Source organism: Nocardia sp. NPDC050718 (assembly GCF_040654235.1).
GTDB lineage: Bacteria > Actinomycetota > Actinomycetes > Mycobacteriales > Mycobacteriaceae > Nocardia.
Genome location: NZ_JBFAHQ010000009.1, coordinates 1 through 15,631 on the forward strand (window position 1 = coordinate 1; position 15,631 = coordinate 15,631).

A 15,631-nucleotide genomic window follows, 5' to 3' on the forward strand; every position below is an offset into this window, starting at 1 on the left:
CGGCGAACTGCATCGAGACACCGTGCTGATCGGTCCAGCCCCACGGGACCTCCGCGGGCGTGGCCGGATGGCCGAGGATCGACAGCGCGGCGGCCGCACCGGCGGTCATCGCGGAGTTCCAGTGCTGGCCGCGTTCGAATTCGCCACGCAGCGGATGGAATCCGGTGGTGGCGTCGCCCGCGGCGAACACCCCCGCCGCCGAGGTGCGGTAGTGCTGGTCGATGACGATGCCGTCGTTGACGGCGATCCCGGCGGCCTCGGCCAGTGCCGTCTCCGGGACCGAGCCGACGGCGACGAGCGCGGCGGCGGCCGACCAGGTGCGCCCGTCGGCGGCGGTGGCGGTGACGCCGTCACCGGCGTCGACCAGCTGGGTGGTCAGCACGTCGTTCGCCACCACGACACCGTGTTCCTCGTGGATCCGCCGCATCAGGTCCGACACCACCGCCGGGACCACCCGATCCATCAGCGCGGGACCGGCATTGAGCAGGGTCACCCGGGCGCCCAGGCCCCGGACGGTGGCGGCGACCTCGCAGCCGATCAGCCCACCGCCGATGATCAGGAGCGAGCCGCCCGCGGTGATCGCCGCCTGGAGCGCGGCGATGTCGGCGCGGGTGCGCAGCGTGTGCACCCGGGTCGACGCGGTGTCGATCGCCCGCGCGCGGGCGCCGGTGGCCAGCAGCAGGCTGTCGTAGCCGAGCACCTCGCCGGTGCCCAATCGCACGGTCGCACGGTCGGTGTCGACGGACTCGACGCCGAACGCGGGACGCAGATCGATCCGGTTGTCGACCCAGAACTTCACCGGCTTGAGCACCGTGCGATCGAACGAACCGGTGCCCGCCAGCAGTTCCTTCGATACCGCGGGCCTGCGATAGGGCAGGTCGGGCTCGTCGCCGACCAGGACGATCTCTCCCGCGTAGCCCTCGCGGCGCAACGTCTGGGCCGCGGTGGCACCGGCGACGCCGGTGCCGACGATGACGATCCGGCCGCTCATCCGCGACTCACCTCGAGCATCTCGAAGTCGGCCTTGGCGGCGCCGCAGTCCGGGCACGACCAGTCGTCGGGGATGTCGTCCCAGCGGGTGCCCGGCTCGATGCCGTCCTCGGGCCAGCCCAGCGCCTCGTCGTATTCGAAACCGCATTGCACGCAACGGAACAGCTTGTAGTCGCTCATCGCGACACCTCCTCGCTCGGGGCGAAGTCGAGCTTCTCGCGGACCCCGCAGTCCGGGCAGCACCAGTCGTCGGGGATGGCCGACCAGGCGGTGCCCGCCGGGAAACCCTCGCGGGGCGCGCCGGCGCTCTCGTCGTAGCGGTAGTCGCAGACCGGACAGGTGTAGGCGGCCATCAGCGCGCTCCGTACTTCGCCAGGACCTTGTCCCGCTTGGCGGGCTGGATGTTCACCCGGGTGATGTCACCGTCGTAGTGCGCGAGCACGCGCGGGTCCATCACCTTGCGCCACAGCGGCGTCAGGTAGGCCAGGCCGATCAGGCTGGCGTAACCGCTGGGCAGTTCGGGCGCGCCATCCATGTGCCGCAGCGTCTGGTAGCGCCGGGTCGGGTTGGCGTGGTGATCGCTGTGCCGCTGCAGGTGGTACAGGAAGATGTTGGTGACGATGTGGTCGGAGTTCCAGCTGTGCTCGGGGGTGCAGCGCTCGTAGCGGCCCGAGGCGGTCTTCTGCCGGAGCAGGCCGTAGTGCTCGAGGTAGTTCACCGTCTCCAGCAGCGAGAAGCCGTACACGGCCTGGATCAGCAGGAACGGCAGGATCACCGGGCCGAACACCGCGACCAGCGCCACCCACAGCACTACCGTCATCAGCCAGGCGTTGAGCACGTCGTTGTGAATCGTGAACGGCCCCTTGCCGAGTCGCTCGAGGCGGGTGCGCTCGAGCTCCCAGGCCGAGACCAGGCTGCCCCACACGCTGCGCGGCAGGAAGGTCCAGAACGACTCGCCGAAGCGGGCGCTGGCCGGGTCCTCCGGGGTGGACACCCGTACGTGGTGACCGCGATTGTGCTCGATGTAGAAGTGGCCGTACCCGGTCTGCGCGAGGGTGATCTTCGACAGCCAGCGCTCCAGCTCGTCCTTCTTGTGCCCGAGCTCGTGGGCGGTGTTGATGCCGATGCCACCCATCGCGCCGATGGTGAAGGCGAGGCCGATCTTGGACACCAGGCCCAGACCACCCTCGATGCCGAGCCAGGACAGGTTCTGCGCCGACCACAGGTAGCAGGCGAACACCAGGCTGACCAGCTGCAGCGGGATGTAGGCGTAGGTGCAGTACCGGTAGTACTTGTCGTTCTCCAGCCGCTCCATCATCTCCTCCGGCGGGTTCTTCCCGTCGGGGCCGAAGAAGCGATCCAGGATCGGCAGCAGCACGTAGACCAGCAGCGGCCCGAGCCACCACCAGACCGGCGCGACCGCGGTCCAGCCCAGCTGGTTGAACGTCCACACGAAGGCGACGGCCAGCAGTGTCGCGCTGGGCGCGATCAGGCCGAACAGCCAGAGGTAACGCTTGGGGTCACGCCAGTGCAGGACCGCCGTCGACCCTTCGTGGTCGTCGATACGAGATGTCGTCATTGTCATTCTCCTGATCGCCGAGACACAGGCTCGGTTGTTGCCGTCTTCGTTTACAACATAGCGCAATGTGTTCTCAGTGAATACACTGTTGGAGTATTTGTCAATGAACGAGCAGATTCGATAGCACATGTACGATGATCGAGTGGCCGAATCGCCGAACTTCCACGCCGAGATGCGTCTGCTGTTGCGTGACCGCATGCTCGATGCCGCCCGCACCATGGTCGTCACCGAAGGGTGGGGCGCGGTCAACATGTCGCGCGTGGCCAAGGAGGTCGGCATCAGCAGGCCGGTCCTGTACAAGGAGATCGGCACCAAGCAGGCGCTCGCCGACGCCCTGATCGAGCGCGAACTGGGCGTCTACCTGGCCGGCATCGCCGAGACACTGGCCGACCATCCGACCGACCCCATCGCGGGCATGACCGCCGCCGCGGAGTACGCGCTGCGCAACGCCGGGGACAACACCCTGATCAAGGCCGTGCTCGCGGCGCGGACCGACGGTGACACCGCCCTGCTGCCCGCGCTGATGAGCGACCCGGAGCCGGTCCTCGGCCGCGCGGTCGCCACGCTCACCGGGACCGTGCGCCAGCACTACCGGCTCGACGAACTGTCCGACGACGAGCTGACCTCGTTCGTCGAGATCATGGTCCGGCTGACGCTGAGTCATCTGTTCCAGCCGACCGGCAGCGTCGACCGCGCGGTGGCGCAGATCGGCGCTGTCCTGGCCGGGGTACTGCCCGTCGCCTGACGACGACGGGCAGCGGGCCTCACAGCCGCGCGTTCACCTGACCGGTGGCGTTCGCGAAGGCCCAGCTGTAGGCGCCGTGCGCCGTGGGGAACACCCCGCCCGCGCACACGGGATCGCCCGCGGTGCAGTAGTTCGCGGTGCGATCGGCGTACAACGGCGCGACCGTGCCGCCGACGAGCCGCAGCGGGTCACCGAACAGCAGCACCGCCACCACGCGTGAGGACACCTCCGGGGGCAGCACCCACATCCCGGGCAGGATCATCATCGCCGGCGAACCGAGCACACCGTGCGCGACCGCCGCGCCCTGCGAGTAACCGACGAGCACGAACCGCTGATCGGGGCAGGCCGCGGCCTGGGCGAGCACATGCGTCGTCATCGCCCGGGTGCCGTCGCTGACCGAGGAGGGCACCAGCAGATCCGCGGGGTATTCGACCCGGTGGGCGGTGGTGTCGACCGGTAGCTGCGCACTCAGCACCGCGTAGAGCGGATCGCCGACCACGGCGCCGAGATAGCCGGGTTCCTGTGTGCCACGGGCGACTACGACGTCGAGCGTGGCGCAACTCTGCGCGAACGCCGTCAGTCCCGGTGACATCGCTGTCCCGATCCCCGCGGCCAGTAGCAACACCGACAGCACTCGGGCTGTCCGTCGTGCGACGTTACGAATTACCTTCCGATTGGTCATGGCACCCACCCACTCACGCCGTTGTGAGAAATAGAGATGAGCGATCACCGTCCACCACAACGGTATTCGGTGCGCTCAGGGATGGGATACCCGCTGACCTGCATCGACTCGATCCGAAGTCGGCATCTCTTGCGCCACGGTCGGGTCTCGGATCATCCTGCGGCACAAGGCCGCAGGCTAATCAGTGCTTCTTCGGCTTTTTCTTCTTCTTGGGCTTGTCGTGGTCGGGCTCCCATTCGTAGCCGGGGACGCCGCGCTCGCAGTAGGAGTTCTCGACGAGGACATCGCCCTGGTCACGCTCGCACCACCGCTCCGACCGCGAGCAGGAGGTGACGCCGAGACCGGCGAGCACCGTGAACACCAGCAGCGCGGCACCGGTACGGGTTCGGACTTTCATGGATTCCCAGACCTCTCTCGAACGAAACGCCGCTGGTCAGGGCATTTTCCAAGACTTACCCCCGGCCACCGACGCACCAATGCTACGTTCCGTGGATGTCGAGCACAGTGTCAGAGCCCACCGACGACTTCACCCCCGACGCGATCGTCGTCGGCGCAGGCCTCGCCGGCCTGGTCGCCACGCACGAGCTGGTCCTGGCCGGCCGCAAGGTCCTGGTCGTCGAGCAGGAGAACCGCGCCAACCTCGGTGGCCAGGCCTTCTGGTCGCTGGGCGGGTTGTTCTTCGTCGACAGCCCCGAGCAGCGCAGGCTCGGTATCAAGGATTCCTATGAACTGGCGCTGCAGGATTGGCTCGGCTCGGCCGGTTTCGACCGCGAAGACGAGGACCGGATGGCGCGGCAGTGGGCGCAGGCCTACGTCCGGTTCGCCACCGACGAGAAGCGGGATTACCTGCACGCCTTGGGTCTTCGGGTCACCCCGCTGGTCGGCTGGGCCGAGCGGGGCGGCGGGCTGGCCGACGGGCACGGCAACTCCGTCCCCCGGTTCCATCTCACCTGGGGCACCGGCCCCGAGGTGCTGCGGGTCTTCCTCGAGCCCGTGCTCGCCGGCGAGGCCCGCGGCCTGGTGCGCTTCGCGTTCCGGCACCGGGTCGACGAGCTGATCGTCGCCGACGGCGCCGTCACCGGGATCACGGGCAGCGTGCTGGCCCCCAGCGACACCGAGCGCGGCGTGGCCTCGAACCGGGACACGGTGGGCGAGTTCACCTTCCACGCGCCTGCGGTGCTGGTGAGTTCGGGCGGCATCGGGCACGCGCACGAGCTGATCCGCCGCAACTGGCCCACCGACCGGCTCGGCCCGTGCCCGGAGACGCTGATCTCCGGTGTGCCCGCCTATGTCGACGGCCGGATGCTCGGCATCTCGGAGCAGGCGGGCGCCGCGCTGGTGAACCGGGACCGGATGTGGCACTACACCGAGGGCATCAACAACTGGGATCCGGTCTGGCCCGATCACGCGATCCGGATCATTCCCGGCCCGTCGTCGATGTGGTTCGACGCCGACGGAATCCGCATGCCCGCACCGTGTTTCCCCGGTTTCGACACCAACGAGACCATGCGCCGGATCCTGGCGACCGGCCACGACTACTCCTGGTTCGTGCTCGACCAGACGATCATCGAGAAGGAGTTCGCGCTCTCGGGCTCGGAGCAGAATCCCGACATCACCGGCAAGGACCTCAAGCTCACCCTGCGCAGCCGGGTCGCCAAGGGCGCGCCGGGACCGGTGGAGGCGTTCAAGCAGCACGGCGTGGACTTCGTGGTCGCGAACTCGCTGACCGAGCTCGTCGACGGGATGAACGCGATCGCCCGCGGACCGAAGCTGGACGCCGCCGTGCTGGAACGCCAGATCGTCGCCAGGGACCGCGAGGTCACCAATCCGTACACCAAGGACGCGCAGGTGTCCGCGATCAACAACGCGCGCAAGTACTTCGGCGACAAGGCGGGGCGCGTGGTCAAGCCGCACCGGATTCTCGATCCGGCGCACGGCCCGCTCATCGCGGTGCGGCTGAACATCCTGACCCGCAAGACGCTGGGCGGCTTGCAGACCGATCTGGACTCCCGGGTGCTGCGTCCGGACGGCGAGGTGTTCCCCGGGCTGTTCGCCGCCGGTGAGGTCGCCGGTTTCGGCGGTGGCGGCGTGCACGGCTACAACGCGCTCGAGGGCACATTCCTCGGCGGGTGCATCTTCTCCGGCCGCGCGGCGGGCCGCGCGATGGCGCGGGGCTGAGATCCGGTCAGAGGGGGCGGCCGTGCCGGGGACCCAGGGCACGCGCCGCTTCCTTGGCCACCTCGGCCAGCGCGCGGGCGAGCCGCGCGGTGTCGAGGGCGCTGCGGTCGCCCTGCACCGTGCCCGACAACGAGATCGCGGCCAGCGCGACACCGCGGCCGCGGATCGGCACCGCTACGCAGCCGACGCCGGGCAGCGATTCCTCGGAATCCACGGCCACGCCCTGCCGATTGCGGATCCGGGCCAGTTCCCGGTGCAGTTCGGCGCGATCGATGATGGTCCTGGCGGTGCGCGGCGTGGTGACCCCGCGCAGCGAGGCCTCCGCGATACCCGGTTCGAGCGTGGCCAGCAGCGCCTTGCCGACCGCCGTACAGTGCGCGGGCAACCGCCCGCCGACGCGGGTGGGGATGGCGACCTGGCTGCGGCCGCCTGCCCGGTCCAGGAACAGCACCTCACGCCCGTCGAGCACGGCGAGATGCCCGATCAGGCCGGTGCGCTGGCTCAGGTCGTAGAGCAGCGGGCCGACGACCTCGCGCAGCTCGTTGTGCTCGGCGGCCAGCCCGCCCAGTTCCAGCACCCGCAGCCCGAGCCGGTAGCCGCCGGGGGTGTGCGCGAGCCAGCGCAGCCGGATCATCTGGTCGAGGATGCGGTGCACCGTGGAGCGCGGTAGTCCGGTGCGCTCGGCCAGGCCGAGCAGCGTGAGCGTGGGGGTGGTCGCGTCGAACGCGTCGAGGATCAGCGTCATCCGCTCGATCATCGACGTCGGCGGCGCACCGGCGGCCCGGCCCGCTCCGGTCCACAGGTCCTCCGGCGCCGGCTCGGTCACGATCTCGACCGTCATTGATCCAACCTCCACAGTGTGTAGCGGATACAGACTAGAGCCGTCCGTGTCGCTTACGCACCATTTCGCTGTACCGAGCGGTTCATCGGGGCCTCGGCCCGCGGTCAGCCCGAGTGGAGCGAGCGGGTGGCGGCCAGGGTCGCGGCGATCTCGGCGACCGCGCGGGCGGCCGCGGACTCCGGGGCCGTGTGGGTGAACGGGGCGCCGTCGTCACCCGCCGCGCACACGCCGGGGTCGAACGGGATCCGGCCGAGCACGGGACAGTAGGTGTCGAGGAGTCCGCTCAGCGCCCGGCTGACGGCGGTGGCACCGCCCACGCCGAACAGGGTGTGCCTGGTGCCGTCGGGGGTGTCGTACCAGGACATGTTCTCGATGATGCCCGCGACCCGCTGCCCGGTCTTGGCGGCGACGGCCCCCGCCCGCTCGGCGATCCGGGCCGCGGTGCGCTGGGGGGTGGTGACGACCAGGAGTTGCGCGGCGGGCAGCAGCTGGGCGAGGGAGATCGCGATGTCACCGGTGCCGGGCGGCATATCGATCAGCAGGACGTCGAGCTCACCCCAGTCGACGTCGTGCACCAACTGCCGCAGCGCGTGATGCAGCATCGGGCCCCGCCACACGATCGGCGCGTTGTCCTCGGCGAACATCCCGACCGAGAGCACCCGGATACCGAAGACGGTGGGTGGCACCATCCTTCGCTCCACCAGCGTCGGTCCGGTGGTGATGCCGAGCATGGCGGGGATGGAGTGCCCGTGCACATCGGCGTCCATGAGGCCGACGCGCAGGCCACGCGCGGCGAGGGCGACCGCCAGATTCACGGTGACACTGGACTTTCCGACGCCGCCTTTCCCGGAGACGACGCAGTACACCGTCGTCGGGGAGTCCGGGGCGGTGAGGGCGGTGCCGCCCGGTCCCGCGGTCGGAGAATTGAGCAAGCGCATGGGTGTGCCCTTCATCGGCCGAGACTGGCGCGCAGCATCTCCGCGCGTTCGACGACTTTGACCCGCTCCCGGCCTTCGGGCACGCCCAGCGCGCGTTCGTGCGCGTCGAGGCGGTACCAGCCGGTCCAGGTGGTGAACGGAATGCCCGCGCCGGTGAGGAATTCGAGGACGGCGCCGGGATCGGGACGAGCCGGGCGAGCCAGTGCGGGCCGGTCGTCGAGCAGGCAGGCGACGGTCTCGTTGGCATCGCCCTTGGTGTGGCCGATGAGGCCGACCGGGCCGCGCTTGATCCAGCCGGTCACGTATACGCCGGGCAGCGGCCCGTCGTCGGCGAGTACCCGGCCCGCCGCGTTGGGGACGGTGCCGGTGTCCTCGTCGAACGGGATGTCGGCCACTGCGCCGGAGCGGTAGCCGACGGCGCGGTAGATGGCCTGCACGTCCCACTGCTTGAACTCGCTGGTGCCCTTGACATTGCCGGTGCCGTCGAGCTGGGTGCGCTCGGTCTTCAGACCGACGACCTTGCCGTCCTCGCCGATGACCTCGGCCGGGGACTCGAAGAAGTGCAGGAACAGCTTGTGCGGGCGGTTGCCCTGATCGCGGATCGCCCACTGCTCGAGGGTGTTGGCGACCATGTCGACCTGCTTGGAGTTGCGGCGCGCGGCCTCGGAGCCCTCGTCGTAGTCGATGTCCTCGGGATCGACGATGACCTCGATCGTCGGCGAGTGGTCGAGCTCGCGCAGCTCGAGCGGGGTGAACTTGGCTTGGGCGGGACCACGACGGCCGAAGACGTGGACCTCGACGGCCTTGTTGGCCTTCAAACCCTTGTAGACGTTCGGCGGGATCTCCGTGGGCAGCAGTTCGTCACCGGTCTTGGCCAGTACACGGGCCACGTCGAGGGCGACGTTGCCGACACCGAGGACGGCGACCTTCTCCGCCTCCAGCGGCCACGAACGCGGCACGTCGGGGTGCCCGTCGTACCAGGACACGAAGTCGGCGGCACCGTAGGAGCCGTCGAGGTCGATGCCCGGGATGGGCAGGGCGCGGTCGGCGTTGGCGCCGGTGGAGAAGATGACCGCGTCGTAGAACTGACGCAGGTCGTCGAGGGTGATGTCGGTGCCGTAGTCGATGTTGCCGAGCAGGCGCACCTGGTCCTTGTCGAGGACCTTGTGCAGGGCGGTGATGATGCCCTTGATGCGCGGGTGGTCGGGCGCGACGCCGTAGCGGATCAGGCCGAAGGGCGCGGGCATGCGCTCGTAGAGGTCGATGCTGACATCGGCATCGGACTTCATCAATGCGTCGGCGGCGTAGATACCGGCCGGTCCCGCCCCGATGATCGCCACGCGCAGTGGATGACGCGCGGCCGTCATTTCCGGTACTCCGCGACGAAGGGCGTGTCCACGCCGAGATCACCCACCGCGGCGGCGCTGCCCGGTGATCCGAGCGCGGCGTCGCGACCGGGCAGCGGCAGGTCGAAGAAGGCGGCATTCGCCGCGACGAAGCCCTCCTGGCCCGCCGGGACGTCCTCGGCGAGCGAGATCGCCTCGACCGGGCAGACCGGTTCGCACGCACCGCAGTCCACGCACTCGGTGGGATGGATGTAGGCCATCCGGTCACCGGTGTAGATGCAGTCGACCGGGCATTCCTCCACGCAGGCGCGGTCGAGCACGTCCACGCAGGCGGCTCCGACGACGAAGCTCATGGCTGTAGTTCCTTCTCGTTCGGCTCGCCGAGCGCGGCGAGGATTTCGTAACGCAGACGGGCGAATTCGGGCTCGAATCGGGCGCCCGGCGCGCGGGGCGCGTCGATCTCGATCACCCGCTGGATACGGGCCGGGCGCGGGGTGAGCAGCACGATGCGGTCGGCCAGCAGCAGTGCCTCGTCGACGTCGTGGGTGACGAACAGAACCGTGGTCCGCCGCTGCTGCCACACCGAGATGAGCAGGCGCTGCATGTCGGCGCGGGTCTGCGCGTCCAGCGCGCCGAACGGTTCGTCCATCAGCAGCACCCGCGGTCGCGCCGCCAGCGTCCGCGCCAATTGCACCCGCTGGCGCATGCCGCCCGACAGCGCGCCGGGCAGATGATCGCCGAAGTCGTTGAGCCCCACCAGGTTCAGCAGTTCCTGCGCCTCGCCGCGGCGGTCCCGGCGGGCGACGCCGCGCAGCTTCAGCGCGAACTCGACATTGCGCCGCGCGGTGCGCCACGGCAGCAGCGCGTCCTCCTGGAACACCATCGAGCAGTGCTGTGCCGCGGGCCCGCCGTCGACCGAGACCGTGCCGCCGACCGGTGGCAGCAGACCGGCCATCGCGCGCAGCACCGTGGATTTGCCACAGCCCGAGGGACCGAGCAGAACGACGATCTGTCCGGCCTCGATGTCGAGATCCACTTCGGCCGCGAGGCTCGCACCGTAGGCGATGCGCAGACCGGCCAGCCGCACCGCGGCGCCGGCGCTCATCGCTGGGCCCTCGGCAGCCACCGGTTCACCCGGCGCCCCGCCAGTTCCACCAGCCAGGCGGTGAACCAGCCGAGCAGCCCGATGGTGAGCATGCCGACGATCACGCCGGGATAGTCCAGCAGGCCGTAGGACTGCCAGGTGAAATAGCCGATCCCGAACTGCCCCGAGATCATCTCGGCGCTGATCACGCAGATCCAGGCCACGCCCATCGCGACGGACAGGCCGGAGAAGATGCCGGGCAGCGCGCCGGGCAGCGCGATCTGGAAGAGGATGTCGCGCCGGCGCGCGCCGAGGGTGTGCGCCGCCTCCTCCCACACCCGGGGCAGCGCGTGCATGGCGTGGATGGTGCTCACCGCCACCGGGAAGAAGGCGGCGAAGAAGGTGATGAACACGATGCCCTGCTCGCCGGTCGGGAACAGCAGGATCGCCAGCGGTACCAGCGCGATCGCGGGGATCGGGCGGAAGACCTCGAGCACCGGTCGGATCAGGGCGCTGACGACGGCCGACCGGCCGACCGCCATCCCGATCAGGACACCGGACACCGTCGCCAGGCCGAAGCCGACCAGGATGCGCCGGGTGCTGGAGACGATGTCGCGGTAGTAGCTCGCCGCGCCCAGCTGGGTGCGGAACGACTCGAAGACCGCGGCGGGCGTGGGGATCTTGTCGAAGCGCAGCCACAGCACCACCTGATAGGTGGTGAGCAGATGCCACGCGAGCAGCAGCGCCAGCAACGGGACGGCGGTCAGGACGGTCCTGCGCGCCCGACGCGGAAGCGTGAAGCGAGTGGGTGACTCCGCGCGGGGCGCGGCCGGATCGGGTGCCGCGACCGGAGCGGCGAGGGGTTCTGCGGAAACGGTCATGGTGAGCCTCCTGGTCTCACGTGACGGAACTAGCGGGACTTCAGTGCTGCCTGGTAATCGATGACCGTGGCACCCGGATGCGCGGCGGCGTACTGCTGGGCGTCGGCGCGAATCGCGAACGGCAGCAATCGATCGTCGGGTCCGGCGCCGGGATCGCTGACCCAGGTCGCGGTCGCGGCGAACAGCCTGGTCCCGGTGCCGTGGTCGGGAACATAGGCGGCGCGTACGGTGCCGCCCGTGGTCCCGATCTGCCGCAGCAGGCAGGTCGGGGTCCGGGCGACCGACGTCGTCGCCGGATCGGCGAACCAGGCTTCCGAGGCAGTCGCGAGTCCGTCGACCACTCCCCCGCACACGCTGTCGGTGCCGGTCAGTGGCGACGGCGCGATCACCGAGTCCCGTGCGGTCTCGTAACCGGCGCCGTAGACCGCCCGCACGTACCGGTCGTCGACGAACTCGCCGAGGTTCAGGTCGGACAGCGCGCCCAGGCTCTTCAGGAACGGCAGCAGGGTCCCGAGCGCGTCGACCTGCCGTGGCTTGATCGTCGGATCGAAACTCACCAGGCCGTTCGGGCCGTTGTAGAGGTAGACGACTTCGGCGGGCAGACCGGTGATCTCGGCGACCCGCTGCGCGGCCTCGAGCGGCTGCTGGTTGAGGTAGTCGGTGGTCTTGCGCTGGGCGGTGAGGAACGCGGTGACGACGTCGGGGTGCTGGGTCCCGAACCGCTCGTTGGCCACGACCGCGTGGAAGGTCGGGATGCCCGCGCTGCCGCCGTCGTAGAGCAGCCGGGCCTTGCCGTCGTGCACGAGTTTCTGTGGCCACGGCACGAATTGGGCCAGCGCGGCGACCTGATCGCCCTGTAGCGCCGAGGCGCCGACGGCGGGGTCCTGGCCGAGCAGTTTCACGTCGTCGAGGGTCATCCCCGCCGCCGACAGCCCGGTCGCCAGCATGCCGTGCGCGGCCGAACCGACACTGGTCGAGACGATCTGCCCGCGCAGATCGGCCAGGGTGGCCGCGGGCGAATCGAGCGGGACGACGATCTGGTTGAGCGAACCGCGCAGGTTGTAGCCGGTGACCGCGATCAGCTCCGATTTCACATCCGCGTGATCACGGGTCTTGGAGCCGTTCACCAGGATCGGCGCGTCGCCCATCGAGCCGATGTCGACCTGTCCGGCCAGCATCTGCGCGGTCAGCGGCGGACCCGCGGCGAAGTCCTTCCACTCCACCCGGTAGGTCAGGCCGGTGGTCTTGCCCAGTGCCGCGAGTTCGGCCTCGAAGGTGCCGCGGTCGCGGAGCAGGGTGCCCGCGGTGACGGTGTTGATGGTCTTGGACTGATAGCCGATGTTCACGGTGACGGTCTTGCCGTCGTCACCGGCGCCGCAGCCGGTGGCCAGGGTGGCGACCGCGGCGGCGCCGAGCAGCAGCGCGGTCAGGCGTAAGCAGGCAGAGCTCATGGGGTCGATCCGTTCTTCTTCTAGCGCAACAGGAACGGGATGTTGACGGTGACGGCGCCGACCGGGCAGCGCGCGGCGCACGGCCCGCAGTACCAGCACTCGTCGACGTGCATGTAGGCCTTGCCCGATTCCGGGTGGATGGCGAGGGAATCGAGCGGGCACATGTCGACGCACAGCGTGCAGCCGTCGATACAGGTGGCCTCGTCGACCGAGACGGGGACATCGAGACGGGCATTGACCAGGGCCATCAGAGTTCCTTTCCAGAGTTGGCGATACCGATGCGGGCGAAGGCGCGGACGTCGGCGTCCGGGTCGTCGAGTGCCCGCTGCAACGCCGTGGTGATGTCACGGCGTTCGGCGATCCGTTCGGCCAGTGCGCGCACCGCCGCCTTACGGACGTCGAGGTTGGGGTCGGAGACGGCCGCCAACAGCGGCGCCGCCGCGAGCTCGGGATCGGCCGCGGCCAGCGCGACCGCCGCGCCCTGCCGGACCTGCCAGGCCGGATCCGTCATCGCCGCGATGGCGACGGCGGCGGCCTGGTCGTCGCACCCGGTGCCGGCCAGGCTCGCCAGCGCGGCGGCCCGGACCAGCGGTTCCGGGTCGCCGGCCAGGGTCAGCAGGGTGACGGCGCCGCGCGGATCACCGACGGCGGCAAGCCCTTTCGCGACACCGATCCGGACGTTCTGCTCCTCGTCGGCCGCCGCGGTGGCCAGTTCGTCGATGGCGTCGACCGAGGTGAGTCCGCCGACGACGGTGCGCCGCACGGTCGCGTTGGGGTCGGCCAGCCACCCGAGCAGGTCCCTGGCGCTCACCCTGCGGTGCCGCCACAGCGCCTCGATCGCGGCCGAGCGCACCGCCGGTTCCGGCGCGGTGACGCAGTCGCGCAGGGCCGCATCGAATTCCGGTCCGGGGACCAGCACCTCGAGCAGTTCGGTGAGCAGCCCGATCGCGGTGTGCCGGACATCGACGTCGGCATCGGCGAGGGCGCCGGCGATGATCGGCGCCGCCGCGGCCCAGTCCTCGGTGGTCTCGCTGAGCACCGACAGGGCCGTGCGCCGGACCTCGGGATCGGGGTCGGCGAGGTACGGGGTGAGGTCGTCGAGTTCCGGGCACTCGTCGGCCAGGTCGAGCAGGGTCAGCAGGCGCGCGCTCATCGGGCACCCCACGCGCCGACGAGGTCGGGCGCGGCGACATCGGCGACGCCGTCGGGCCGGACGAAACCGGGGACCGGCACGATGTACGGGGCGACCGGGCGGGTGCGGAACTCCATCGACCCGCTCGCGCCGCGATAGAGATTGAGGTGGCAGAACCATTCCGCGTCGTCGCGGGCGGGCCAGTCGGCGCGCTGATGGTAGAGCCCCCACCGGCTTTCGGTCCGGCGCAGGGAGGCGCGGGCCGCCATCTCGGCGCAGTCGCGGATGAAGCTCACCTCGGCACAGCGCATCAGTTCGTGCGGCGTCTGCCCGCCCATGGCGGCGATCTCGGCGTGCATCCGCTCGAAGGCGGCGACACCGAGCGCTAGGTAGGACTGCGCCTTCGGCGGTTGCAGGTAGTCGTTGACGAAGCGGCGCAGCTTGTATTCCACCTGCGGCTGCGGCGGGCCGTCGGGATTGCCCAGCGGGCGGTAGATGAGGTCGTGGGCGGCCTCGATCTGGTCGGCGGGCAGTTCCGGATGCGTCGCGCCGCGGGCGAAAGCGCTCGCGTGCTCGCCTGCGATGTCGCCGTAGACGAAGGCGCCGATCATGTAGTTGTGCGGCACCAGCGCCATGTCACCGGCGGCGTACAGGCCGGGGACGGTCGTCGCCGCGTGCTCGTCGACCCAGACTCCCGACGCCGAATGCCCACTGCACAAACCGATCTCGGAGATGTGCATCTCGATGTCGCCCGTGCGGTAGTCGGTGCCGCGTCCCTCGTGGAAAGTGCCGCGGGTGGGCCGCTCGGTGGTGTGCAGGATGCCTTCGATCTCGCGGATCGTGGCGTCGGGCAGGTGGCTCAGCTTCAGGTAGATGGGCCCGCGCGCGCTGTCGAGTTCGCGTTTGACCTCGGCCATCATCTGCCCGGACCAGTAGTCGCAGTCGACGAACCGATTGCCTTCGGAGTTGACCTGGTAGCCGCCGAACGGGTTCGCGACGTAGGCGCACGCCGGACCGTTGTAGTCCTTGATCAGCGGATTGATCTGGAAGCACTCGATCCCCGAGAGCTCCGCGCCGGCGTGGTAGGCCATCGCGTAGCCGTCCCCGGCGTTGGTGGGGTTCTCGTAGGTGCCGTACAGGTAGCCCGATGCGGGCAGCCCGAGACGGCCGCACGCGCCCGCGGCGAGGATCACCGCGCCCGCCGAGATGGTGACGAATTCCCCGGTGCGCGTGTCGAATCCGACCGCGCCGACCGCGCGCCCGTCGACGGTGAGCACCCGTACCGGCATCACCCGGTTGGAGATCGTCACCTTGGCGCGCACATCGCGGGCCCGCAGGGTGCGGTAGAGCACCTTCTTCACGTCCCGGCCCTCGGGCATCGGCAGCACGTACGAGCCGGATCGGTGCACCTTGCGCACCGCGTATTCGCCGTGTTCGTCCTTCTCGAACTTGACGCCGTACCCCTCGAGGCGCTGCACCATCTCGAAGCCGCGCGTGGCCGTCTCGTAGACGGTGCGCTGGTTGACGATGCCGTCGTTGGCGACGGTGATGTCGGCGACGTAGTCCTCCGGGCTGGCCTTGCCGGGCACCACGGCGTTGTTCACGCCGTCCATGCCCATGGCGAGCGCGCCGGAGTGCCGCACGTGCGCCTTCTCCAGCAGCAGCACGTTCGCGCCGTGCCGGGCCGCGGTGAGCGCGGCCATCGTTCCCGCGGTGCCGCCGCCGACGATCAGAACGTCGCAGACGAGCTCGCGCCGGTCGGTGAGCGATGGGATCTGCATGAG

Annotated in this window: 16 protein-coding genes and 1 pseudogene; 2 read left to right on the forward strand and 15 right to left on the reverse strand. The window is 69.9% G+C overall.

What is annotated here, in order from left to right; genetic code table 11:
• From AB0H54_RS29470 to AB0H54_RS29485, 4 genes are all read right to left on the reverse strand, one after another.
• Positions 1-991, reverse strand: a 991-nt coding sequence (locus AB0H54_RS29470) for an FAD-dependent oxidoreductase (protein ID WP_357349744.1), incomplete at its 3' end; no start/stop codon positions are given.
• Positions 988-1,170, reverse strand: coding sequence for a rubredoxin (locus AB0H54_RS29475; protein ID WP_019046747.1), 183 nt, complete (start codon positions 1,168-1,170; stop codon positions 988-990). The genes AB0H54_RS29470 and AB0H54_RS29475, both read right to left, overlap by 4 nt.
• Complete coding sequence (locus AB0H54_RS29480) at positions 1,167-1,343, reverse strand: rubredoxin (RefSeq protein WP_355284827.1); 177 nt, start codon at positions 1,341-1,343, stop codon at positions 1,167-1,169. The genes AB0H54_RS29475 and AB0H54_RS29480 overlap by 4 nt, the downstream gene beginning before the upstream one ends.
• Positions 1,343-2,569 carry an alkane 1-monooxygenase gene (locus AB0H54_RS29485; protein WP_357349747.1) on the reverse strand — a complete coding sequence of 409 codons (1,227 nt, stop codon included), beginning with the start codon at positions 2,567-2,569 and terminating at the stop codon, positions 1,343-1,345. Before AB0H54_RS29485 ends, AB0H54_RS29480 begins: the two co-directional genes overlap by 1 nt.
• Positions 2,570-2,711: 142 nt before the next feature.
• Here AB0H54_RS29485 and AB0H54_RS29490 point away from each other — a divergent pair, with 142 nt between their 5' ends.
• Entirely contained in the window at positions 2,712-3,314 is a 603-nt protein-coding gene (locus tag AB0H54_RS29490; RefSeq protein WP_357349748.1) for a TetR family transcriptional regulator, read from the forward strand.
• Between the two features lie 19 nt (positions 3,315-3,333).
• Here AB0H54_RS29490 and AB0H54_RS29495 read toward each other — a convergent pair whose 3' ends face one another.
• A complete protein-coding gene (locus AB0H54_RS29495; RefSeq protein ID WP_355284819.1) occupies positions 3,334-3,906 on the reverse strand; it encodes a cutinase family protein in 573 nt (190 codons plus the stop codon).
• Between the two features lie 271 nt (positions 3,907-4,177).
• Positions 4,178-4,393, reverse strand: coding sequence for a hypothetical protein (locus AB0H54_RS29500; RefSeq protein ID WP_357349750.1), 216 nt, complete (start codon positions 4,391-4,393; stop codon positions 4,178-4,180).
• A gap of 95 nt (positions 4,394-4,488) precedes the next feature.
• Here AB0H54_RS29500 and AB0H54_RS29505 point away from each other — a divergent pair, with 95 nt between their 5' ends.
• Positions 4,489-6,174, forward strand: a complete 1,686-nt coding sequence (locus AB0H54_RS29505) for an FAD-binding dehydrogenase (protein ID WP_357349752.1) — start codon at positions 4,489-4,491, stop codon at positions 6,172-6,174.
• A gap of 7 nt (positions 6,175-6,181) precedes the next feature.
• Here AB0H54_RS29505 and AB0H54_RS29510 read toward each other — a convergent pair whose 3' ends face one another.
• The 9 genes and pseudogenes from AB0H54_RS29510 to AB0H54_RS29550 all read right to left on the reverse strand — a co-directional run bounded on the left by AB0H54_RS29510 (position 6,182) and on the right by AB0H54_RS29550 (position 15,628).
• Complete coding sequence (locus AB0H54_RS29510; RefSeq protein ID WP_357349754.1) at positions 6,182-7,015, reverse strand: IclR family transcriptional regulator; 834 nt, start codon at positions 7,013-7,015, stop codon at positions 6,182-6,184.
• Between the two features lie 104 nt (positions 7,016-7,119).
• Positions 7,120-7,968, reverse strand: coding sequence for an Mrp/NBP35 family ATP-binding protein (locus AB0H54_RS29515; protein WP_357349756.1), 849 nt, complete (start codon positions 7,966-7,968; stop codon positions 7,120-7,122).
• A complete protein-coding gene (locus AB0H54_RS29520) occupies positions 7,965-9,320 on the reverse strand; it encodes an FAD-dependent oxidoreductase (RefSeq protein WP_357349758.1) in 1,356 nt (451 codons plus the stop codon). The genes AB0H54_RS29515 and AB0H54_RS29520 overlap by 4 nt, the downstream gene beginning before the upstream one ends.
• Complete coding sequence (fdxA, locus tag AB0H54_RS29525) at positions 9,317-9,652, reverse strand: ferredoxin (RefSeq protein WP_355282112.1); 336 nt, start codon at positions 9,650-9,652, stop codon at positions 9,317-9,319. The genes AB0H54_RS29520 and fdxA overlap by 4 nt, the downstream gene beginning before the upstream one ends.
• Positions 9,649-10,404 carry an ABC transporter ATP-binding protein gene (locus AB0H54_RS29530; protein ID WP_357349760.1) on the reverse strand — a complete coding sequence of 252 codons (756 nt, stop codon included), beginning with the start codon at positions 10,402-10,404 and terminating at the stop codon, positions 9,649-9,651. The genes fdxA and AB0H54_RS29530 overlap by 4 nt, the downstream gene beginning before the upstream one ends.
• Positions 10,401-11,264: an ABC transporter permease gene (locus AB0H54_RS29535; RefSeq protein WP_357349762.1), complete on the reverse strand. Its 864-nt coding sequence runs from the start codon at positions 11,262-11,264 to the stop codon at positions 10,401-10,403. Before AB0H54_RS29535 ends, AB0H54_RS29530 begins: the two co-directional genes overlap by 4 nt.
• A gap of 29 nt (positions 11,265-11,293) precedes the next feature.
• Positions 11,294-12,715 (reverse strand): ABC transporter substrate-binding protein, encoded by a 1,422-nt coding sequence (locus AB0H54_RS29540; protein WP_357349764.1) that lies wholly within the window; start codon positions 12,713-12,715, stop codon positions 11,294-11,296.
• A gap of 20 nt (positions 12,716-12,735) precedes the next feature.
• On the reverse strand, positions 12,736-12,963 hold the full coding sequence (locus AB0H54_RS29545) for a ferredoxin family protein (RefSeq protein ID WP_355282102.1): 228 nt from the start codon (positions 12,961-12,963) through the stop codon (positions 12,736-12,738).
• Positions 12,963-15,628: pseudogene (locus AB0H54_RS29550) on the reverse strand (fumarate reductase/succinate dehydrogenase flavoprotein subunit). The gene AB0H54_RS29545 and the pseudogene AB0H54_RS29550 overlap by 1 nt, the downstream one beginning before the upstream one ends.
• Positions 15,629-15,631 lie beyond the last annotated feature (3 nt).

Coding starts and splice junctions, on each gene's coding strand:
- AB0H54_RS29475 (WP_019046747.1), bottom strand. CDS start 1,170: ATGAGCGACTACAAGCTGTTCCGTTGCGTGCAATGCGGTTTCGAATAC.
- AB0H54_RS29480 (WP_355284827.1), bottom strand. CDS start 1,343: ATGGCCGCCTACACCTGTCCGGTCTGCGACTACCGCTACGACGAGAGC.
- AB0H54_RS29485 (WP_357349747.1), bottom strand. CDS start 2,569: ATGACGACATCTCGTATCGACGACCACGAAGGGTCGACGGCGGTCCTG.
- AB0H54_RS29495 (WP_355284819.1), bottom strand. CDS start 3,906: ATGTCACCGGGACTGACGGCGTTCGCGCAGAGTTGCGCCACGCTCGAC.
- AB0H54_RS29500 (WP_357349750.1), bottom strand. CDS start 4,393: ATGAAAGTCCGAACCCGTACCGGTGCCGCGCTGCTGGTGTTCACGGTG.
- AB0H54_RS29505 (WP_357349752.1), top strand. CDS start 4,489: ATGTCGAGCACAGTGTCAGAGCCCACCGACGACTTCACCCCCGACGCG.
- AB0H54_RS29510 (WP_357349754.1), bottom strand. CDS start 7,015: ATGACGGTCGAGATCGTGACCGAGCCGGCGCCGGAGGACCTGTGGACC.
- AB0H54_RS29515 (WP_357349756.1), bottom strand. CDS start 7,968: ATGAAGGGCACACCCATGCGCTTGCTCAATTCTCCGACCGCGGGACCG.
- AB0H54_RS29520 (WP_357349758.1), bottom strand. CDS start 9,320: ATGACGGCCGCGCGTCATCCACTGCGCGTGGCGATCATCGGGGCGGGA.
- fdxA (WP_355282112.1), bottom strand. CDS start 9,652: ATGAGCTTCGTCGTCGGAGCCGCCTGCGTGGACGTGCTCGACCGCGCC.
- AB0H54_RS29530 (WP_357349760.1), bottom strand. CDS start 10,404: ATGAGCGCCGGCGCCGCGGTGCGGCTGGCCGGTCTGCGCATCGCCTAC.
- AB0H54_RS29535 (WP_357349762.1), bottom strand. CDS start 11,264: ATGACCGTTTCCGCAGAACCCCTCGCCGCTCCGGTCGCGGCACCCGAT.
- AB0H54_RS29540 (WP_357349764.1), bottom strand. CDS start 12,715: ATGAGCTCTGCCTGCTTACGCCTGACCGCGCTGCTGCTCGGCGCCGCC.
- AB0H54_RS29545 (WP_355282102.1), bottom strand. CDS start 12,963: ATGGCCCTGGTCAATGCCCGTCTCGATGTCCCCGTCTCGGTCGACGAG.